This window comes from Paraburkholderia tuberum STM678 (genome assembly GCF_902833905.1).
GTDB classification, from domain to species: Bacteria; Pseudomonadota; Gammaproteobacteria; order Burkholderiales; family Burkholderiaceae; genus Paraburkholderia; species Paraburkholderia tuberum.
Window position 1 is genome coordinate 43,943 of sequence record NZ_CADFGP010000018.1, and the last position, 18,345, is coordinate 62,287.

General features: G+C 67.8%; 15 protein-coding genes. 10 read left to right on the forward strand and 5 right to left on the reverse strand.

Going from position 1 to position 18,345, the window contains the following annotated elements; genetic code table 11:
- Positions 1-138 precede the first annotated feature (138 nt).
- Positions 139-2,775, forward strand: coding sequence for an alanine--tRNA ligase (gene alaS, locus HWY30_RS17505; RefSeq protein WP_090801071.1), 2,637 nt, complete (start codon positions 139-141; stop codon positions 2,773-2,775).
- A gap of 69 nt (positions 2,776-2,844) precedes the next feature.
- On the opposite strand, the gene HWY30_RS17510 is transcribed toward alaS, so the two are convergent.
- Positions 2,845-3,765 (reverse strand): LysR family transcriptional regulator, encoded by a 921-nt coding sequence (locus tag HWY30_RS17510; protein WP_090801069.1) that lies wholly within the window; start codon positions 3,763-3,765, stop codon positions 2,845-2,847.
- Positions 3,766-3,866: 101 nt separating this feature from the next.
- Between HWY30_RS17510 and HWY30_RS17515 the strand changes: the two genes are divergently transcribed.
- The 9 genes from HWY30_RS17515 to HWY30_RS17555 all read left to right on the forward strand — a co-directional run bounded on the left by HWY30_RS17515 (position 3,867) and on the right by HWY30_RS17555 (position 12,583).
- Positions 3,867-5,180 carry a YbfB/YjiJ family MFS transporter gene (locus tag HWY30_RS17515; protein WP_090801067.1) on the forward strand — a complete coding sequence of 438 codons (1,314 nt, stop codon included), beginning with the start codon at positions 3,867-3,869 and terminating at the stop codon, positions 5,178-5,180.
- An 87-nt stretch (positions 5,181-5,267) separates the two neighbouring features.
- Complete coding sequence (locus HWY30_RS17520) at positions 5,268-6,299, forward strand: threonine aldolase family protein (RefSeq protein WP_090801065.1); 1,032 nt, start codon at positions 5,268-5,270, stop codon at positions 6,297-6,299.
- 126 nt (positions 6,300-6,425) lie between these two features.
- A complete protein-coding gene (locus HWY30_RS17525) occupies positions 6,426-6,956 on the forward strand; it encodes an NUDIX domain-containing protein (RefSeq protein ID WP_090801064.1) in 531 nt (176 codons plus the stop codon).
- A gap of 184 nt (positions 6,957-7,140) precedes the next feature.
- Complete coding sequence (locus HWY30_RS17530; protein ID WP_090801060.1) at positions 7,141-8,289, forward strand: iron-containing alcohol dehydrogenase; 1,149 nt, start codon at positions 7,141-7,143, stop codon at positions 8,287-8,289.
- Between the two features lie 28 nt (positions 8,290-8,317).
- Positions 8,318-8,767, forward strand: a complete 450-nt coding sequence (locus HWY30_RS17535; RefSeq protein ID WP_090801058.1) for an acyl-CoA thioesterase — start codon at positions 8,318-8,320, stop codon at positions 8,765-8,767.
- Between the two features lie 4 nt (positions 8,768-8,771).
- Positions 8,772-9,710, forward strand: a complete 939-nt coding sequence (locus tag HWY30_RS17540; RefSeq protein WP_090801056.1) for a branched-chain amino acid ABC transporter permease — start codon at positions 8,772-8,774, stop codon at positions 9,708-9,710.
- Positions 9,703-11,064, forward strand: coding sequence for a branched-chain amino acid ABC transporter permease (locus HWY30_RS17545; protein ID WP_244144931.1), 1,362 nt, complete (start codon positions 9,703-9,705; stop codon positions 11,062-11,064). The genes HWY30_RS17540 and HWY30_RS17545 overlap by 8 nt, the downstream gene beginning before the upstream one ends.
- A complete protein-coding gene (locus HWY30_RS17550) occupies positions 11,061-11,861 on the forward strand; it encodes an ABC transporter ATP-binding protein (RefSeq protein WP_090801055.1) in 801 nt (266 codons plus the stop codon). Before HWY30_RS17545 ends, HWY30_RS17550 begins: the two co-directional genes overlap by 4 nt.
- Positions 11,858-12,583, forward strand: coding sequence for an ABC transporter ATP-binding protein (locus tag HWY30_RS17555; RefSeq protein WP_090801053.1), 726 nt, complete (start codon positions 11,858-11,860; stop codon positions 12,581-12,583). The genes HWY30_RS17550 and HWY30_RS17555 overlap by 4 nt, the downstream gene beginning before the upstream one ends.
- 22 nt (positions 12,584-12,605) lie before the next feature.
- Here the strand turns inward: HWY30_RS17555 and iolB are convergent, their stop codons facing one another.
- The 4 genes from iolB to HWY30_RS17575 are packed head-to-tail and all read right to left on the reverse strand — an operon-like array spanning position 12,606 to position 18,331.
- Positions 12,606-13,406 (reverse strand): 5-deoxy-glucuronate isomerase, encoded by an 801-nt coding sequence (gene iolB, locus HWY30_RS17560; RefSeq protein ID WP_090801051.1) that lies wholly within the window; start codon positions 13,404-13,406, stop codon positions 12,606-12,608.
- The gene (gene iolE / locus HWY30_RS17565) at positions 13,403-14,311 is read right to left on the reverse strand and encodes a myo-inosose-2 dehydratase (protein WP_090801049.1); all 909 of its coding nucleotides are present in this window, start codon (positions 14,309-14,311) and stop codon (positions 13,403-13,405) included. The genes iolB and iolE overlap by 4 nt, the downstream gene beginning before the upstream one ends.
- A 19-nt stretch (positions 14,312-14,330) precedes the next feature.
- Complete coding sequence (gene iolD / locus HWY30_RS17570) at positions 14,331-16,310, reverse strand: 3D-(3,5/4)-trihydroxycyclohexane-1,2-dione acylhydrolase (decyclizing) (RefSeq protein ID WP_090801047.1); 1,980 nt, start codon at positions 16,308-16,310, stop codon at positions 14,331-14,333.
- Entirely contained in the window at positions 16,307-18,331 is a 2,025-nt protein-coding gene (locus tag HWY30_RS17575) for a bifunctional 5-dehydro-2-deoxygluconokinase/5-dehydro-2-deoxyphosphogluconate aldolase (protein WP_090801045.1), read from the reverse strand. The genes iolD and HWY30_RS17575 overlap by 4 nt, the downstream gene beginning before the upstream one ends.
- Between the last annotated feature and the right edge of the window lie 14 nt (positions 18,332-18,345).

Genomic DNA, 18,345 nt, shown 5'->3' on the forward strand with positions numbered 1-18,345 from the left:
AGCGCCAACCAGGCGGCGCGCGGTGCCGCGCGCGCTTGCCGATCCCGTATAATCAGTCGTTTAAAGAAACCGACAGTTGGCGCATCCCACCGACCGCCAGTCTCCGTCAGGAACCGTCAGGACCGCCCCCCGCCCGCTATGAAAGCCGCTGAAATCCGCGAGAAATTCCTCAAGTTCTTCGAATCGAAGGGCCATACGATCGTCCGTTCGTCGAGCCTCGTGCCCGGCAACGACCCGACACTGCTCTTCACCAATTCGGGGATGGTGCAGTTCAAAGATGTGTTCCTCGGCGCGGAATCGCGTCCGTATTCGCGGGCCACGACCGCGCAGCGCAGCGTGCGCGCCGGCGGCAAGCACAACGACCTCGAGAACGTCGGCTACACCGCGCGTCACCACACGTTCTTCGAGATGCTCGGTAACTTCTCGTTCGGCGACTACTTCAAGCGCGACGCGATCCACTACGCGTGGGAACTGCTGACCGGCGTCTACCAGCTGCCCAAAGACAAGCTCTGGGTCACTGTCTACCAGGAAGACGACGAAGCGCACGACATCTGGGCGAAGGAAGTGGGCGTGCCGGTCGAGCGCATCGTCCGCATCGGCGATAACAAGGGCGCGCGCTACGCATCGGACAACTTCTGGCAGATGGCCGACACCGGCCCGTGCGGCCCGTGCTCGGAAATCTTCTACGACCACGGCCCGGACGTGTGGGGCGGGCCGCCGGGATCGCCCGAGGAAGACGGCGATCGCTACATCGAAATCTGGAACCTCGTGTTCATGCAGTTCAACCGCGACGCGCAGGGCAACATGACGCCGCTGCCGAAGCAATGCGTGGACACCGGCATGGGCCTCGAGCGCATCGCCGCGGTGCTGCAGCACGTGCACAGCAACTACGAGATCGACCTGTTCCAGGCGCTCATTCAAGCCGCTGGCCGCGAAACCGGCGTGACCGATCTGGGCAACAACTCGCTGAAGGTGATCGCCGATCACATCCGCGCGTGCTCGTTCCTGATCGTCGACGGCGTGATTCCGGGCAACGAAGGCCGCGGCTACGTGCTGCGCCGTATCGTGCGCCGCGCGATCCGCCACGGCTACAAGCTCGGCAAGAAGGGTTCGTTCTTCCATCGCCTCGTCGCCGACCTCGTCGCGCAGATGGGCGACGCTTACCCTGAACTGAAGCAGGCCGAGCAGCGCGTGACCGACGTGCTGCGTCAGGAAGAAGAGCGCTTCTTCGAGACGATCGAACACGGCATGTCGATTCTCGAGGCCGCATTGGCCGATCTCGACGCCGCAGGCGGCAAAACCAGCGGCAAGACGCTCGACGGCGAACTCGCGTTCAAGCTGCACGACACCTACGGCTTCCCGCTCGACCTGACCGCGGACGTCTGCCGCGAGCGCGAAGTGACGGTCGACGAATCCGCGTTCGACGACGCGATGGCGCGTCAGCGCGAGCAGGCTCGCGCGGCGGGCAAGTTCAAGATGGCGCAGGGCCTCGAATACTCGGGTGCGAAGACCACCTTCCACGGCTACGAAGAAATCGTCTTCGACGACGCGAAGGTCGTCGCGCTGTACGTGGACGGCGCGTCGGTGCAGCAGGCGCAGGCCGGCCAGCAGGCGGTCGTCGTGCTCGATCACACGCCGTTCTACGCGGAGTCGGGCGGCCAGGTCGGCGACCAGGGGGTGCTCGCGAACGCCAGCACGCGCTTTGCGGTCGTCGATACGCTCAAGGTTCAGGCCGACGTGGTCGGCCACCACGGCACGCTCGAGCAGGGCACGCTGAAGCTCGGCGACATCGTCAAGGCCGAAATCGACGCGGTGCGCCGCGCCCGCACGGCGCGCAACCACTCGGCCACGCACCTGATGCACAAGGCGTTGCGCGAAGTGCTCGGTTCGCACGTGCAGCAGAAGGGCTCGCTCGTCGACGCCGACAAGACCCGCTTCGACTTCGCCCACAACGCGCCGATGACGGACGAGCAGATCCACCGCGTCGAGGAAATCGTCAACGCCGAAGTGCTGGCGAACGCGCCCGGCATCGTGCGTGTGATGTCGTACGACGAGGCGGTGAAGGGCGGCGCAATGGCGCTGTTCGGCGAAAAGTACGGCGACGAAGTGCGCGTGCTCGACCTCGGCTTCTCGCGCGAGCTGTGCGGCGGTACGCACGTGAATCGCTCGGGCGACATCGGTTTCTTCAAGATCGTGATGGAAGGCGGCGTCGCGGCCGGTATCCGTCGCGTCGAAGCGATCACCGGCGACAACGCGGTGCGCTACGTGCAGGAGCTCGAAGCGCGCGTCAACGCGGCCGCGGCCGTGCTGAAGGCACAACCGGCGGAACTCACGCAGCGCATCGGCCAGGTGCAAGACCAGGTGAAGGCGCTCGAGAAGGAACTGGGCGCGCTGAAGTCGAAGATGGCGTCGAGCCAGGGCGACGAACTCGCGGGCCAGGCGATCGAAATCGGCGGCGTGCATGTGCTCGCGGCGACGCTCGAAGGCGCGGATGTGAAGACGCTGCGCGAAACGGTCGACAAGCTCAAGGACAAGCTGAAGAGCGCGGCGATCGTGCTCGCGTCGGTGGAAGGCGGCAAGGTCAGCCTGATCGCGGGTGTGACCGCCGACGCCAGCAAGAAGGTCAAGGCGGGCGAACTGGTCAACTTCGTGGCCCAGCAGGTGGGCGGCAAGGGCGGCGGCCGTCCGGACATGGCGCAGGCCGGCGGTACCGAGCCGGCCAACCTGCCGGCGGCGCTCGCGGGCGTCAAGGGCTGGGTCGAAGGGCAGCTTTGATTCTGATGGTCGCTTTTGCTGAAGCCGACCGGGTTGCGTCGAACCTGGTCGGCGGGGCGGATTCAACGATCAGACCACGTTCGCATCCGCGGACGCCACCGCATCCACCTCGGCCGTCCCTTCCTGTGACGCCACCAGCGTGCGTCGCAGCGCATTGAGCGCCGACGAAAAATGCCCGCGTCGCCACACCAGCAGCGTGTCGATCATGCCGATATCGGGCAATTCGTGCACCGCGATATTGCTCGTGTCGGTCTGCAGATCGAGCACCGAGCGCGGTGCGACCGCGACGCCCGCGCCGGCCGCCACGCACGCGACGATCGCGTGATACGAGCCGAGTTCCAGCACCCGTTGCGGCCGCGTGCCGTGCTCCAGATACCACTTCTCGATATACGCGCGATACGCGCAGCCCCGCTCGAACGCGATCAGCGTCGATAGCGCGATGTCGCGCACTTCGCGGATCGGCCGATGACCGCGCGGCGTCAGCATCACGAGTTCCTCGCGGAAGATCGGCACGGTCTCGAACAGATCGCTGAGCGTGGCCGGATCGAGCGGCGTCGCGACCAGCGCCGCATCGACCTCGAACTCGCGCACCCGCTCGATCAGCCTGCCGGTCGTGCCGGTCTCCAGTTCCAGTTCGACGGCCGGCCATTGCTGGTGATATTGCGCGAGCAGGCCCGGTAGACGCGTCGCCGCGACGCTTTCCATCGTGCCGAGACGCAGACGCCCGCTCGGACGATCCTCGCGCACCGCGTGCCGCGCCTCGTCGGCGAGCGCGAGCAGCCGTTCCGCGTAGGGCAGCAGCGTCTCGCCGGCCGGCGTCAGCACAAGGCGGCGGCCGTCGCGGATGAACAGCTCGGTGCCGAGCTGCTCCTCGAGCTGCTTGATGCGCGTGGTCACGTTCGATTGCACGCGATTGAGCTTCGCCGCGGCGCGCGTCACGCCGTTTTCGCGCACGACCGCGCGAAAAATGGTCAGAGCGGCCAGATCCATGATTCTCTCCGGGCGATGGATAACATCCTAATTATTCATTTTTCGTGATTCAGAGGTCAAGCTAGTATGGATTCATACCATCGCCGTTTGACCGTCCGATCATGAACGATCTCGCTTCCCACGCGTACCCGCGGTTCCACGAACCGCACGCCGCCCGGCGCGCGGCGCTCGCCTGCATGGTCACGCTGGCCGTCGCGCTCGGTATCGGGCGCTTCGCATTCACGCCGCTGCTGCCGTTGATGCTGCACGGCGCCGCGCTCGGCCAGCCGCAGATCGATATCCAGCATGGCGGCTGGCTCGCGTCGTTCAATTACGCCGGCTATTTCGCCGGCGCGATGACGTGCGCGGCGCTGCGGGTTGAGCCCGCGCGGATGGTGCGCGTCGGACTCGCTGCGACCGTGCTGCTGACGCTCGCGATGGGCGTTACCGGCCAGTTCTGGGTGTGGGCGCTGGTGCGCTTCGTCGCCGGCGCGGTCAGCGCATGGACCTTCGTGTTCGCGTCGCAGTGGGGCTTGCGGCGGCTCGCCGAACTCGGCGCGCAAGCGTGGAGCGGCGTCATCTATACGGGGCCGGGCGTGGGCATCGTCGGCACCGGCTTGCTGGTCAGCGTCGCGGGTGGCTATGGCGCGGTGGTCGGATGGATCGGCTTTGCGGTGATCGGCGCGGTGCTGTCGGTGCTGGTGTGGCCGGTGTTTGGCGAAGCGCGGCGTGCGGGAACGGCGAAGCCTGCCGCTGCAAGCTCCGCAACCGCAAAGCCCGCCACCGGATCGCGCGCCAGCGCAAACCAGCCGCCTCGTACGGCCGGCATTCAGACGAGCCATGCCGTCCACCGTACCGACGCGTTCTGGCTGGTCCTGCTCTACGGTATCCCGGGCTTCGGCTACATCATCACCGCGACCTTTTTGCCGGTCATCGCGCGCCACGCGTTGCCGGGCTCGGCGTGGCCGGACCTGTTCTGGCCGATGTTCGGTGCGGCGCTGATCGTCGGCGCGTTGCTCGCCGCGCGTTTGCCCGTGCATTGGGACAACCGCGCGCTGCTCGCGGGCTCGTATGTGCTGCAGGCGCTCGGCATCGCGCTGGGCATCGTATGGCCGACGGCGGGCGGGTTCTCGCTCGGCAGCATCCTGATCGGCCTGCCGTTCACCGCGATCACGCTATTCGCGATGCGCGAGGCGCGGCGTCTGCGCGGCGACGACGCGGCCGGGCTGATGGGTTATGCGACGGCGGCCTATGGCATCGGTCAGATCGCGGGTCCGTTGGTGGCCGCGCCGATTGCCGCGCACACGGGGTCGTTTTCGCTGGCGCTGTGGCTTGCCGCGGGCGCGCTGCTGGCGGGGGCGGCGGGCCTGATCGCAGTGACGCGCGTGCCGCGTGGCCCGCGCCGTGGCCGCATGCCGGATTGCGGTTGCAGCTAAGACGCGAAAACAAATCTCGCACGAGCGCACTAAAATGACCGCTTTCCGTCATTCCCTCGCGCCTGTCGCCGGGCGCGTCGCTCGACCATGCAACATTTCGCGTCCGACAACTACGCCGGCATCTGTCCCGAAGCGCTCGACGCGCTGATCGCAGCCAACAACAGCGGCCACGAGCCGTCCTACGGCGACGACTCCTGGACCAACCAGGTCTGCGACCGTCTGCGCGACCTGTTTCAGACCGATTGCGAAGTGTTCTTCGTGTTCAACGGCACGGCGGCCAATTCGCTCGCGCTCGCGTCGCTGTGCCAGTCGTACCACTCGGTGATTTGCCACGAACTCGCGCACATCGAGACCGACGAATGCGGCGGTCCCGAGTTCTTTTCGGGCGGCTCGAAACTGCTGACGGCGCCGGGCATCGCCGGCAAGCTCACGCCCGATGCGATCGAGTCCATCGTCACGCGGCGCGCCGATATCCACTATCCGAAGCCCAAGGTCGTCACGCTGACGCAGTCGACCGAGGTCGGCACCGTCTACAGCGTCGAGGAAGTGCGCGCCATCGCGGCGATCGCGAAGCGTCGTCATCTGAAGGTGCACATGGACGGCGCGCGCTTCGCGAACGCGGTCGCCGCGCTCGACGTGCATCCGTCGGAGATTACGTGGCGCGCGGGCGTCGACGTGCTGTGTTTCGGTGGCACCAAGAACGGCTTGCCGGTCGGCGAGGCGGTGGTGTTCTTCGACCGCGCGCTCGCCGACGATTTCGCCTATCGGTTGAAGCAGGCGGGACAGCTCGCATCGAAGATGCGCTTCATCTCCGCGCCGTGGCTCGGCCTGCTCGACAACGACGTGTGGTTGCGCAATGCGCGTCACGCGAACGCGATGGCGCGTCTGCTGGAGACGCGGTTGCAGGAAATCCCCGGCGTGAGCATCATGTTTGCGAGCGAATCGAACGCGGTGTTCGCGCAGTTGCCGCCGCATGCCGCGAAGGCGATGCGCGCGCGCGGCTGGAAGTTCTACGAGTTCATCGGCGCGGGCGGTTGCCGGCTGATGTGCGCGTGGGACACGCAGCCCGACACGGTCGAGCGTTTGGCCGCCGACGTGCGCGGGCTGTGCGTCGCGTGATGGAAGACGCGTGAGGTTGCTGGAACCCGAGTTACCACCGGCGCCTCGATGCACCACTCGGCACACTCGCAAAGCCACCCAACTACGCCCCGCCAGAAAACACGAAACAAAGAGACGTCCCCCGCCATGACCGAGTACCGATTCTGTCCCCGCTGCGCGAAACCCCTGACCGAACGCGCCGACCCCGACCACGAGGGCGGCCGCGTCCGTCAGAGCTGTCCCGATACCGAGTGCGGCTACGTCCATTGGAATAACCCGCTGCCGGTCGTCGCGGCGATCGTCGAGTACGAGGGCAAGATCCTGCTTGCGCGCAATGCCGCGTGGCCCGAGGGCATGTTCGCGCTGATCACCGGCTTCCTCGAAAACGGCGAGACGCCGGAGCAGGGCATCGCGCGCGAAGTGATGGAGGAGACGTCGCTGCACGCCGGGTCGGTCGAGCTGATCGGCGTGTACGAATTCATCCGCAAGAACGAGCTGATCATCGCGTATCACGTAAAGGCGCATGGGACGATCGCGCTGTCGCCCGAACTGCTCGAATACCGGCTCGTCGAGCCCGCGAAGCTGCGGCCGTGGCGCGCGGGCACCGGCCAGGCGCTCGGCGAATGGATGCGGCGACGCGGGTTGCCGTTCGAATTCGTCGAGCGGCCGGGGCAGTGAGGCGTTCGGCCCGTCGAGCCGCAACATTCGCCAGCACACAGACGACGCAGAAATCACAGCCAACATGGAGACAGCCCACAACGCACGCGACACCACACGACTCGGCACATCCATCGACGCATCACCGAACCGATCATCCACGTCAACCGGCGGTCAATGAGCGCACGCTCAGGGAGAAAACGGCATGGCCTACATCTACTACCTGACCCATATTCATCTGGGCTACGACGCACTGTCGCAACTGCCGTCCGAGTGCACGCGCATCGGCATCGAGCGGCCTCTGGTGATCAGCGACAAAGGCGTCGTCGCGGCCGGCATCGCGCGGCAGGCACTCGACGCGCTGAAGCTCGGCGACGTGCCGCTGTTCGACGACACGCCGTCGAACCCGACCGAGGAAATGGTGCTCGCGGCCGCCCAGGTGTATCGCGACGAGCGCTGCGACGGGCTGATCGCGGTGGGCGGCGGTTCGTCGATCGATCTCGCGAAGGGCGTCGCGATCGCGGCCACGCATCCGGGGCCGCTCACGCAGTACGCGACGATCGAAGGCGGCAGCGCGAAGATCACCGACGCCGTCGCGCCGCTGATCGCGATTCCGACCACCGCCGGCACTGGCAGCGAAGTCGCGCGCGGCGCGATCGTGATCCTGAACGACGGCCGCAAGCTCGGCTTTCACTCGTGGAATCTGCTGCCGAAATCGGCGCTGTGCGATCCCGGTCTCACGCTCGGCCTGCCGCCGGGGCTGACCGCCGCGACCGGCATGGACGCGATCGCGCATTGCATCGAGACCTTCCTCGCGCCGGCCTTCAATCCGCCCGCCGACGGTATCGCGCTCGACGGCCTCGAACGCGCGTGGCACAGCATCGAGCGCGCGTGCGCGGACGGCCGCGATCGCGAGGCGCGCCTGAATATGATGAGCGCGTCGATGCAGGGCGGGATGGCGTTCCAGAAGGGCCTCGGCTGTGTGCACTCGCTGTCGCATCCGCTGGGCGGCCTGAAGGTGAACGGCCGCACGTCGCTGCATCACGGCACGCTGAACGCGGTCGTGCTGCCCGCGGTGCTGCGCTTCAACGAGCGCGCGCCGAGCGTGGTGGCCGAGCGTCGCTATGCGCGCATGCGTCGCGTGATGGGGGTGCCCGAGCATGCGGATCTCGCGCAGGCGCTGTTCGACATGACGGCGCGGCTTGGACTGCCGACCGGCCTCAGGCAAATGGGCGTCGACGAAAGCATGTTCGACAAGGTCGTGCAGGGCGCGTTGGTCGACCATTGTCATCGCACGAATCCGCGCGAGGCGAGCGCCGACGACTATCGCCGCATGCTGACCGAGTCGCTGTGATCCTCGCATCCACCCACCGCCACGTCCGATGAACAAACCCGCCCCCGCCGGCCGCGCCGCGTATCCGCATTTCCTGCCGATCACCACGCGCTGGATGGACAACGACGTCTACGGCCACGTGAACAACGTCGTCTACTACAGCTATTTCGACACCGTCGTGAACGAGTATCTGGTCCGCGCGCGCGTACTCGATTTCGAACACGGCACGACGATCGGGCTGGTCGTCGAGACGCAGTGCAACTACTTCGCGCCGCTCGTGTTTCCCGATCGCATCGACGCGGGCTTGCGCGTCGCGCGGCTCGGCACGTCGAGCGTGCGCTACGAGGTGGGGCTATTTCGCGACGGCGACGCCGAGCCCGCCGCGCAAGGGCACTTCGTGCACGTCTACGTGGATCGCGCGACGCGCCGTCCCGTGAACCTGCCCGCCGAGCTGCGCGCGGCGCTCGAACCGTTGTGCGTCGTCGGGCCGGCGGACTAGACGCGTGCAGTCGTTCATCATCACTCTGCTCAACGGCCTGAGCTACGGGCTGTTGCTATTCATGCTGTCGGCCGGGCTGACGCTGATCTTCAGCATGCTCGGCGTGCTCAACTTCGCGCATGCGAGCTTCTATATGCTCGGCGCGTACGTCGGCTTTTCGGTGGCGTCGCGCGCCGGCTTCTGGAGCGCGCTGGTGGTTGCGCCGCTCCTCGTCGGGCTGCTCGGCGCGGCGCTCGAACGCTGGCTGCTGCGGCGCGTGCGCGGGCACGGGCATCTGCCCGAACTGCTGCTGACGTTCGGCGCCGCCTATCTGCTCGGCGAACTCGTCAAGCTCGGCTGGGGGCTCGGTCCGCTGTCGGCGAGGATTCCGGCGGTGCTCGACGGTCCGCTGTTCTCGCTGTACGGCGCGGTCTTCACGCGCTACCGCGCGTTCATGATGGCGGTGTCGCTCGCGATGCTCGCGGCGCTCGTCGCGATGCTGCGCGTGTCGAAGACTGGCTTGATCGTGCGCGCCGCGCTCACGCATGCGCAGGCCGTCGAAGCGCTCGGGCACGACGTGCCGCGCGTGTTCACCGGCGTGTTCGCGGCCGGCACCGCGCTCGCCGCGCTGGCCGGCGTGATCGGCGCGCCGCTGTTCGTCATCGAGCCGGCGATGGCGGAGTCGCTCGGCTCGATCGTGTTCGTCGTGGTCGTGATCGGCGGGCTCGGGTCGCTGAGCGGGGCGCTCGTCGCGTCGCTGCTGGTGGGGTGCCTGCAAACGCTGGCGGTCGCGAGCGATCTGTCGTTGGGCGACGTGGTGTCGCTCGCCGGCGCGGTGCTGCCGCCCGAATGGGACGCGCTGACGCTCGCGCAACTGGCGCCGCTGCTGCCGTACCTGCTGCTCGTCGCGGTGCTGGCGACGAGGCCGCGCGGGCTGTTCGGACGGCGTGACGATCATGCGTAAGCGGAGCGGGTCGTCAAACGCGCTGGAAAGCGAGGTGCCGCCTCGCGGGGGCGGCCGTGCGCTCGCGCCGTGGCTCGCGCTCGTCGCCTTTCTGGCCGTACCGCCTTTCATCTGGCCGCACAGCTGGCTGCTCGGCTATCTCGCGCAAAGCGCGACGATGATCGTGTTCGCGCTGTCGTACAACCTGCTGCTCGGCGGGACCGGGCTGCTGTCGTTCGGGCACGCCGCTTATGCGGGGCTCGGCGCGTTGATCGCCGCGCGGGTGTTCAACGCGGGCGGCATGCCGCTCGTGCTGCTGCCGTTGGTCGGCGGCATCGGCGGCGCGCTGTGCGGCGTGCTGTTCGGCTTCATCGCGACGCGCCGTGCCGGCACCGCATTCGCGATGATCACGCTCGGTCTCGGCGAGCTCGTCGTCGCGGCCGCGTGGACGCTGCCGGGCTGGTTTGGCGGCGAGGCGGGCGTCGCGATCGATCGTGCGAGCGGGCCACTCTTCGGCGGCTGGAGCTTCGGTCCGGCGCGCGAGGCCTATGTGCTGATCGCGCTGTGGAGCGTCGTCGCCAGTGTCGCGCTGTTCGCGCTGTCGCGCTCACCGTTCATGCGGCTCGCGAACGCTGTGCGCGACAACCCGGCGCGCGCGGCGGCGATCGGCTGCTATCCGCGGCGGATTCGCTATGGCGTGATCGTGCTGTCGGCGTTTTTCGCGGGCGTCGCGGGCACGCTCGGGCTGATCAATATCGAGCTCGTATCGACTGAGAGCGTCGGCATGATGCGCTCGGGCGCGGTGCTGATCGCGACCGTGATCGGCGGCACGGCGGCGTTCTTCGGGCCGGTCGCGGGGGCGATCGTGCTGACGTTTTTCAGCGTGGTGGTCGCCAGTGTCACGCGGGCGTGGCTGTTCTATCTCGGGCTGTTTTTCGTCGTCGTCGTGCTGGCCGCGCCGGATGGGCTCGCCGGCTTTGCCTCGCGGCAGACGGCGCGGATTGCCGCCAACGGCTGGCGACGTTGTCGCGCCGCGTATTGGTGGAGCGCGGCGGCGGGGTTGCTGTGGCTCGCGGCCATCGTGTTCGCGGTGCAGTGGGCCTATGCGGCGCAGTTCGGCGCGGACGAAGGTGCGGCTTCAGGTGGGTTGTTCGGCGCATGGTTCGGCGCCGGTGCAGGTGCGGGCGCTGGCGCGGGTACCGATGTCACCGTCGCGCCGCCGCTGTCGGCGCTTGCCGCCTCGCCGCTTCCTCTTGCGCTGGCGCTCGTTGCGCTCGCCGCTCTGGCTGCGCTGACCACGCGCCATGCGCTGCGCGCGCATGCGCGCGTCACGGCCCACGCACGCGCGGCACGATTCCCCGGAGCCGCACGATGATCCCCGCACTCGCGCTCCACGGCATCGAAAAGCGTTTCGGCTCGACGCAAATTCTGCGCGGCGTCGATCTCGCGATCGAGCCAGGCGAGCGGCACGCGCTGATCGGCCCGAACGGCGCGGGCAAGTCCACGCTGTTCAACCTGATCGGGGGCGGCGCGCGGCCGAGCGCGGGGCGTATCCACCTGTTCGGCGCGGACATCACGCGGCTCGCGCCGGCCGCGATCGCGCGCCGTGGCCTCGCGCGCAGCTTTCAGAGCACCAGCGTGTTCGCGCGGCTGTCCGTGTTCGACAACCTGCGCTGCGCGGCGCAGCTTGCCGAGCGCGATCGCACGCGCTGGTGGCAGCGTCTGACCGGCACGGCCGCGGTCGATGCGCGCGCGGCCGACGTGCTCGACGCGGTCGGCCTCGGCGCGCGCCGCGACGTCGCGGCCGGCACGCTCAGCTACGCGGAGCAGCGCGCGCTCGACCTCGGCATCGCGCTCGCGGGCGGCGCGCACACGCTGCTGCTCGACGAACCGACGGCGGGCATGAACCGCGCAGAAGCGGCACGCGCGATCGAGCTGATCCGCGACACCACCGCCGGCCGCACGCTGCTGATGGTCGAGCACGATATGGATGCGGTGTTCGCGATCGCCGATCGCATTTCGGTGCTGGTGCAAGGGCGCATCATCGCAAGTGGATCGCCGGCCGCGATTCGCGCCGACGCGGCGGTACGGGCCGCGTATCTGGGTGAACGCTTCGACGTCGGCTCAGGCGCGCGGGCGGGTGATGAACCGGACCACGGAGCAGGCCTATGAGCGCGCTGCTCGACATTTGCGACCTGAATGCGTGGTACGGCGCGAGCCAGGCGTTGCACGGCGTCACGCTGAGCATCGAGCCAGGCGAAGTGGTCGCGCTGGTCGGCCGCAACGGCTCGGGCCGCTCGACGCTCGCACGCGCGATCATGGGCCTCGTGCGCTGCGAGGGCGAACTGCGTTTCGCGGGGCGTTCGCTCGCCGGTCGGCGCACGTTCGAGATCGCGCGGCTCGGGCTCGGCTATGTGGCCGAGCATCGCGACGTGTTCGCCGCGCTGAGCGTGCATGAAAACCTGCTGCTCGGCATTGCGCCGGCTGCCGCATCGCGTGCGCGCGGCCGCGCGCCGCGCTTCACGCTCGACGACGCGTACGCGCTTTTTCCCGTGCTCGCCGGGCGCAAGCGCACGCGCGCCGGCGCGCTGTCCGGCGGCGAGCAACAGATGCTCGCGCTCGCGCGGGCGCTGCTCGGAGATCCCGATCTGCTGTTGATCGACGAGCCCGGCGAAGGGCTCGCGAGTCTCGTGATGCAGCAGGTCGCCGCCTGTCTGCACGCGCTGCGCGAGCGTGGCGTCGCGATGTTGCTGATCGAGCAGAGGCTCGTGATCGCGCGGGACATCGCGTGCCGCGTCGCGGTGATGGGGCACGGCGAGATCGTGTTCGACGGCGCGCTGGCGTCGTTTATGTCGCGCGACGACGTGATGCGCGAATGGCTCGGGGTGGGCTGACGCGCGACTACGATCAAATTAGTCAAGCATCCTTGTTGATGATCCATTCGTGCGCCGGATCGTTATGGAAATGCCAGACCCGCTGGCTGCCCGCCATCACGTTCAGATAATACGAGTCGTAGCCGTACGGCACGACGACCGGGTGATAGCCGCGCGGCACCATCACGACGTCGTGATCCTCGACGGCCATCGATTCGTCGATATCGCGTGAGTCGGTGTACACGCGTTGGAATGCGAAGCCTTGCGGCGGATCGAGCCGGTGGTAATAGGTTTCTTCGAGCGAGCTTTCGAGCGGGATATTGTCGGTGTCGTGCTTGTGCGGCGGGTAGCTCGACGCGTGACCGCCCGGCGTTCTCACTTCGACCACCAGCAGCGATTCCGCCGGCTCGGTGTGCGGAAGAATGTCGCACACGTAACGCGTATTCAGCGACTTACCGCGCGTCGAGCGCTTTATCGACGCCGGCTCGATCAGCCGCGCCGGATACTCGCCCTTGGCCGGCGCGCTCGCGACACCGATCTCCGCGTCGCGGCATGCGCGCACCGTCGCGCGCACATTCGGCGGCACATACACCGCGTACGGCGCCGCGTCTTCGAACACGCTGTCGCGTGAGCCGAGCGAACTCCACGTCGTGCCCGGCGTTTCGATATCGACCGCGCCGCTCAGCACGACGATGCAAGCTTCACGCGCCGGCTCGAACACGTAGACGAGTTCGTTCGCGCCGAGCCGGTACGCGGCGAATCCCACATAGCGCCAACAGGCCGACTGCGGCGTCACGCGCGCGATCGTCTGGCCTTCGCGCTCTGCCTTCACCAATAAGCTCATTCTGCCTCCTTGCCGAGCGGCGCATCGACGAGCGCCCGCAAAGTTCCATATCCCTTCTGCGCATAGTCGAACGGCGGCGCGACCACCGGGTCCTGCTCCGCCTCGACGACGAGCCAGCCGCAATAACCGTGCCGCTTCAACCGGTCGATCAGCGCCGGAAAATCGACCGCGCCGTCGCCGGGCACCGTGAACGCACCGGCGATCACCGCATCGAGAAAACTCCAGTTGCGATTGCGTGCGAGCTTCATCACGGCGGGGCGCACGTCCTTGCAGTGCACGTGGCAAACGCGCGCGATGTGTTGGTCGAGCACGGCCAACGGATCGCCGCCCGCCAACGTGATGTGCCCGGCGTCGAACAGCAGGCCGACCGCGTCGCCTGTGCGCGCCATCAACTGATCGACGTCGGCCGGCGTTTCGACGTACGCGCCCATATGATGATGATAGGCGAGCCGCACGCCGCGACTCAGCGTATAACGCGCGAATTCATCGACGCGCGCCGCGTAGCCGGCCCATTGCGCGTCGCCGAAAAAGCGCGGCCGTTGATACAGCGGGCGCGGCGCGCCCTGGATCGAATCGGCGACTTCGCCATACACCATCACGGTCGCGCCGTTCTGCGCGAGCAACTCCAGATGCGGGCCGACCGCGTCGATTTCTTCGGCGACGCTGCGCCTGGCCAGTTGTCCCGAGTACCAGCCGGACACGAGCGCGAGGTCGTATTGCGCGAGCAGCGTTTTCAGCGCTTGCGGCTCGCGAGGAAACTTGTTGCCGAGTTCGAAGCCCTGATAGCCGATCTGGCGACCCTCGGTCAGCGCGACTTCGAGCGGCGTCTCGCCGCCGAGCGACGGCAGGTCGTCGTTCATCCACGACAGCGGGTTGATGCCGATGCGTACGTCGAAAGCAGTCATGCCGGAGTCCTCATGGTTCTCAGTCACGATCGGCACCCTGTGACGGCGCAGGCGTCGCGGGCGGCGCCGCGCGCGCGGCGAGCTGCGCGTCGTACTTCGCGCGGGCCTCGCGTACCTCGGTGCGCGTCGACACTTCGGGCACCGCGACTTCCCACCACCAGCCACCGTCTTCGGTGGTGCGAGCCGGGTCGGTGTCGATGCTGATCACGTACGTGCCTCGCGCGGCGCGCGCGCGTTGCAGTGCCGCTTCGAGCTCGGCGAGATTGCGCGCATGCTCGGCTTGCGCGCCGAGCGCGCGCGCATGCGCGGCGAAGTCGATGCGCGGCGCGCCTTCCGGTGCGTGCACGCAATCGTCGAGCAGATTGTTGAACGGTGCGCCACCGCAAGCCTGTTGCAGTCGATTGATGCAGCCGAAGCCGCGATTGTCGAGCACAACGACGATCAGCTTCGCGCCGAGCATCACCGAGCTCGCGATCTCGCTGTTCATCATCAGATAGCTGCCGTCGCCGAGAATCACGATCACCTCGCGCTCGGGCCGCGCGAGCTTGACGCCGAGGCCGCCCGCGATCTCGTAGCCCATGCACGAATAGCCGTATTCGACGTGATACGCGCCGGGCCGGCCCGCGCGCCATAGCTTGTGCAGATCGGCGGGCAGCGTGCCGGCCGCGCAGACGACGACGTCGTCGGTCGGCGAGTGCGCGCTCGAACGCTGCACCGCGCCGATCACGTCGCCCTCGTAGGGCAGTACCGCGTCGCGTTGCGGCGCATGGGTGAGCGTTTGCACGGTGTCGCGCCAGCTCGCCGCGAGCTTGTGTGCGCGCGCGGTCCAGCTGCGCTCGGCGTGCCAGCCATGCAGCGGCCCCGTTAGCGCATCGAGCGCGAGTTTCACATCGGCTTCGACGACGAAGCCGCGATGCTTGAGCGCGTCGAATCCGTTCGCGTTGATCGCGATCACGTCGGCTTGCGTGAACAGCGTGTTCGAGCCGGTCGTGAAGTCCTGCAGCCGCGTGCCGAGCGCGAGCACGCAGTCGGCGTCATGCGCAAGCGCGTTGGCAGCCACTGAGCCGGTCACCCCGAGCGCGCCGGCATTCAGCGGATCGTTCCACGCGAGCGAGCTTTTGCCGGCCTGCGTTTCCGCGATCGGCACGCCATGCGCGCTCGCGAAGCGGTGCAGCGCATCGGCCGCGCGGCTGTACAGCACGCCGCCGCCCGCGACGATCAACGGACGCTTCGCGTGCCGCAAGCGCGCGCACGCGGCGTCGATATCGTCGCTACGCGGCGCGGGTGCATGAAAGCGCACGACACGCGGCGTGAAAAAGTCCTCCGGGAAGTCCCACGCCTGCGCCTGCACGTCCTGCGGCAGCGCCAGCGTGACGGGGCCGCACAACGCGGCATCGGTGAGCACGCGGATCGCGCGCGGCAGCGCGCTCAGCAATTGCGCAGGATGCACGATGCGGTCGAAGTAGCGCGACAGCGGCTTGAACGCGTCATTCGCGGACACGCCGCCATCGTTGAAATCCTCGACCTGCTGCAAGACCGGATCGGGCGCGCGCGACACGAAGATGTCGCCGGGCAACAGCAGCACCGGCAAACGGTTCACGTGCGCGAGCGCGGCCGCGGTCAGCAGATTGGTGGCACCTGGGCCGATCGACGTCGTCACGGCCATCATGCGGCGGCGAAAGTGCGCCTTCGCGTAGGCGATCGCACTGTGCGCCATCGCCTGCTCGTTGTGCGCGCGCAAGGTCGGCAGCGCGTCGCGATGCTGATACAGCGCCTCGCCGATGCCCGCGACGTTGCCGTGACCGAAAATCGCGAACACGCCGCCGAACAGCGGTTCGACGTTGGTGCCGTCTTCGCTGGCGACGCGTTGCGCGGCCAGATAGCGCACGAGCGCCTGCGCCATCGTCAGGCGAATCGTGCCGCCGGTGCGCGCAGGCGCGTGCGCTTGCGTCGCGCCGCTGGCGGATGGGGTGTCGTCATCCATGATGCGCTCGTTCATGCGGCCTGCTCCTGATGAGCGTGATGAGGTGTGCCATGCGCCGCCGGTTCGCCGCGCGCACCGCGCCATGCGGCGATCAGCGTTTCGAACGTGAGGCGCACGCGCGCGATCAGTTCGTCGTCGCCAATTTCGCCGGCGAGCCACGCATGGCTCGGTTCGTGAAAGATCGTGCGGCCGACCGTGAAGCCGCGGCACGTCGCCGCTTGCGCGGCCGCGCGAAAGCCCTCGCTCAATTGCTCGACCGCCGCCGATAAACCGAGCAGCACGACGCCACGGCAATACGGATCGCGCTCGGCGATCAGCGCGTCGATGGCCTGCCATTGCGCGGCGTCCATCGGTTCGAGCTTCCACCACTCGGGGTAGATGCCGAGGTTGTAGATGCGCTTTAACGCGCGATACGCGATGTCCGGTCCCTGCGGCAGCGACGCATGCTTCGGAGGAATCACTTCGAGCAGCAGTTCGTGGCCGCTTGCCTGGGTCGCGTCGTACAGCGCGCGCAGTTGCGCCTCCTGTTCGAGCCGCTGCTCGATCGGCTCGTCGGGATGAAACTGCACGAGGCATTTGACGACGTGTTCCTGCGGCCACGCGATCAACGTGGTGCCGATCGAACGACCATGATCGAACACGAGCGGCACGGAGCCGGGCAGTTCGACCGGGCGGCCGATCCACCAGCCGCGACCGGTCGCGGCATTCAGCGCGTCCTGACCATAGCGGTCGTCGATCAGTACGCCGATGCGTCCCTGCAAGTTCAATGCACGTTCGGTTTGCGCGACCGCTTCGACGAACAAGCCCTTCAACCGGGCAATGCGCGCTTCGTCGGCACCGGTCTGCTGCGCGAGTTCGAAGAACGGGTTGCGATGATCGAATGCGAAGCCGAGCACCTCGTGCCACGCTTTGCGCGCCGGCGACACGCGATGCAGTCTTGCGAGCTTCGCATCGCGATCGGGGCGGCGCATGCGTTGCGGATCGGCCTGCGCTTCGCGCAGGAAGTAGTCGAGTTCGGCCGGTGTCGGCATCGCCGGGGCGCAGCCGTGCCGAGACACGACCAGCGCACCGCTCGCATTCGCGGCGTGCGCGCAGGCGTCAAGCGGCTGATCGCGCAGCCAGCCGGAAAGGAAGCCGGAAGCGAACGCGTCGCCCGCGCCGAGCACGTTCAGCACTTCGACTTCGACGCCGCCATGAACCGGCGCATCGTCGAGCGATGCAGGCACCTCGCCGTCGATGATCTGACAGCCGAGCGGCCCGCGTTTCAGCACGAGCGTGGCCGGCGTCACCGCGCGCACCATCGCGAGCGCGTCGACGAGGTCGGCCTTGCCGCTGGCGATGCGAAACTCTTCCTCGGTGCCGATCACCAGATCGAACAGCGGCAGAATCCGCTGCAAATGCGCGCTGACGCCTTCGCTCGCGACGAAACGCGTCTCGCCGTCGGCCTTGCCCGTGAGTCCCCACAGCACCGGGCGGTAGTCGATGTCGAGCACGGTGCGCACGTCGTTGCGGCGCGCGTAGTCGAGCGCGCGACGGCTCGTGCGATTGACCTGCTCGGTCGAGAAATGCGTGCCGGTGATCAGCAGCGCTTTCGACGACGCGATGAACGCCTCGTCGAAGTCGGCCTCGTCGACCGCCATGTCCGCGCAGTTCTCGCGGTAGAAGATCAGCGGAAAGGTGTCGCGGTCCTTCAGGCCGAGCAGCACGAGCGCGGTCAGCCGATCGTGATCGATGCGCACGCGACTCACGTCGCAGCCTTCCTTCGTGAGCGTCTCCGTCAGGAAGCGCCCCATGTGATCGTTGCCGACGCGCGCCAGCATGGCTGCGGCAAGCCCGAGCCGCGCGCAGCCGAACGCGATGTTCGCCGACGAGCCGCCGAGATACTTCGCGAAGCTCGACACGTCTTCGAGCCGTGCGCCGACCTGCTGCGCGTACAGATCGACGGCCAGCCGGCCGAGGCACACGATGTCGCGGGCGCGCCCCGGCGCGAACCGGCTGTCCGCTGCGTTACCGCTGGAGGTGCTGGAGTGAGCCATGAATAGTCCTGAGT

Coding starts and splice junctions, on each gene's coding strand:
- alaS (WP_090801071.1), top strand. CDS start 139: ATGAAAGCCGCTGAAATCCGCGAGAAATTCCTCAAGTTCTTCGAATCG.
- HWY30_RS17510 (WP_090801069.1), bottom strand. CDS start 3,765: ATGGATCTGGCCGCTCTGACCATTTTTCGCGCGGTCGTGCGCGAAAAC.
- HWY30_RS17515 (WP_090801067.1), top strand. CDS start 3,867: ATGAACGATCTCGCTTCCCACGCGTACCCGCGGTTCCACGAACCGCAC.
- HWY30_RS17520 (WP_090801065.1), top strand. CDS start 5,268: ATGCAACATTTCGCGTCCGACAACTACGCCGGCATCTGTCCCGAAGCG.
- HWY30_RS17525 (WP_090801064.1), top strand. CDS start 6,426: ATGACCGAGTACCGATTCTGTCCCCGCTGCGCGAAACCCCTGACCGAA.
- HWY30_RS17530 (WP_090801060.1), top strand. CDS start 7,141: ATGGCCTACATCTACTACCTGACCCATATTCATCTGGGCTACGACGCA.
- HWY30_RS17535 (WP_090801058.1), top strand. CDS start 8,318: ATGAACAAACCCGCCCCCGCCGGCCGCGCCGCGTATCCGCATTTCCTG.
- HWY30_RS17545 (WP_244144931.1), top strand. CDS start 9,703: ATGCGTAAGCGGAGCGGGTCGTCAAACGCGCTGGAAAGCGAGGTGCCG.
- HWY30_RS17550 (WP_090801055.1), top strand. CDS start 11,061: ATGATCCCCGCACTCGCGCTCCACGGCATCGAAAAGCGTTTCGGCTCG.
- HWY30_RS17555 (WP_090801053.1), top strand. CDS start 11,858: ATGAGCGCGCTGCTCGACATTTGCGACCTGAATGCGTGGTACGGCGCG.
- iolB (WP_090801051.1), bottom strand. CDS start 13,406: ATGAGCTTATTGGTGAAGGCAGAGCGCGAAGGCCAGACGATCGCGCGC.
- iolE (WP_090801049.1), bottom strand. CDS start 14,311: ATGACTGCTTTCGACGTACGCATCGGCATCAACCCGCTGTCGTGGATG.
- iolD (WP_090801047.1), bottom strand. CDS start 16,310: ATGAACGAGCGCATCATGGATGACGACACCCCATCCGCCAGCGGCGCG.
- HWY30_RS17575 (WP_090801045.1), bottom strand. CDS start 18,331: ATGGCTCACTCCAGCACCTCCAGCGGTAACGCAGCGGACAGCCGGTTC.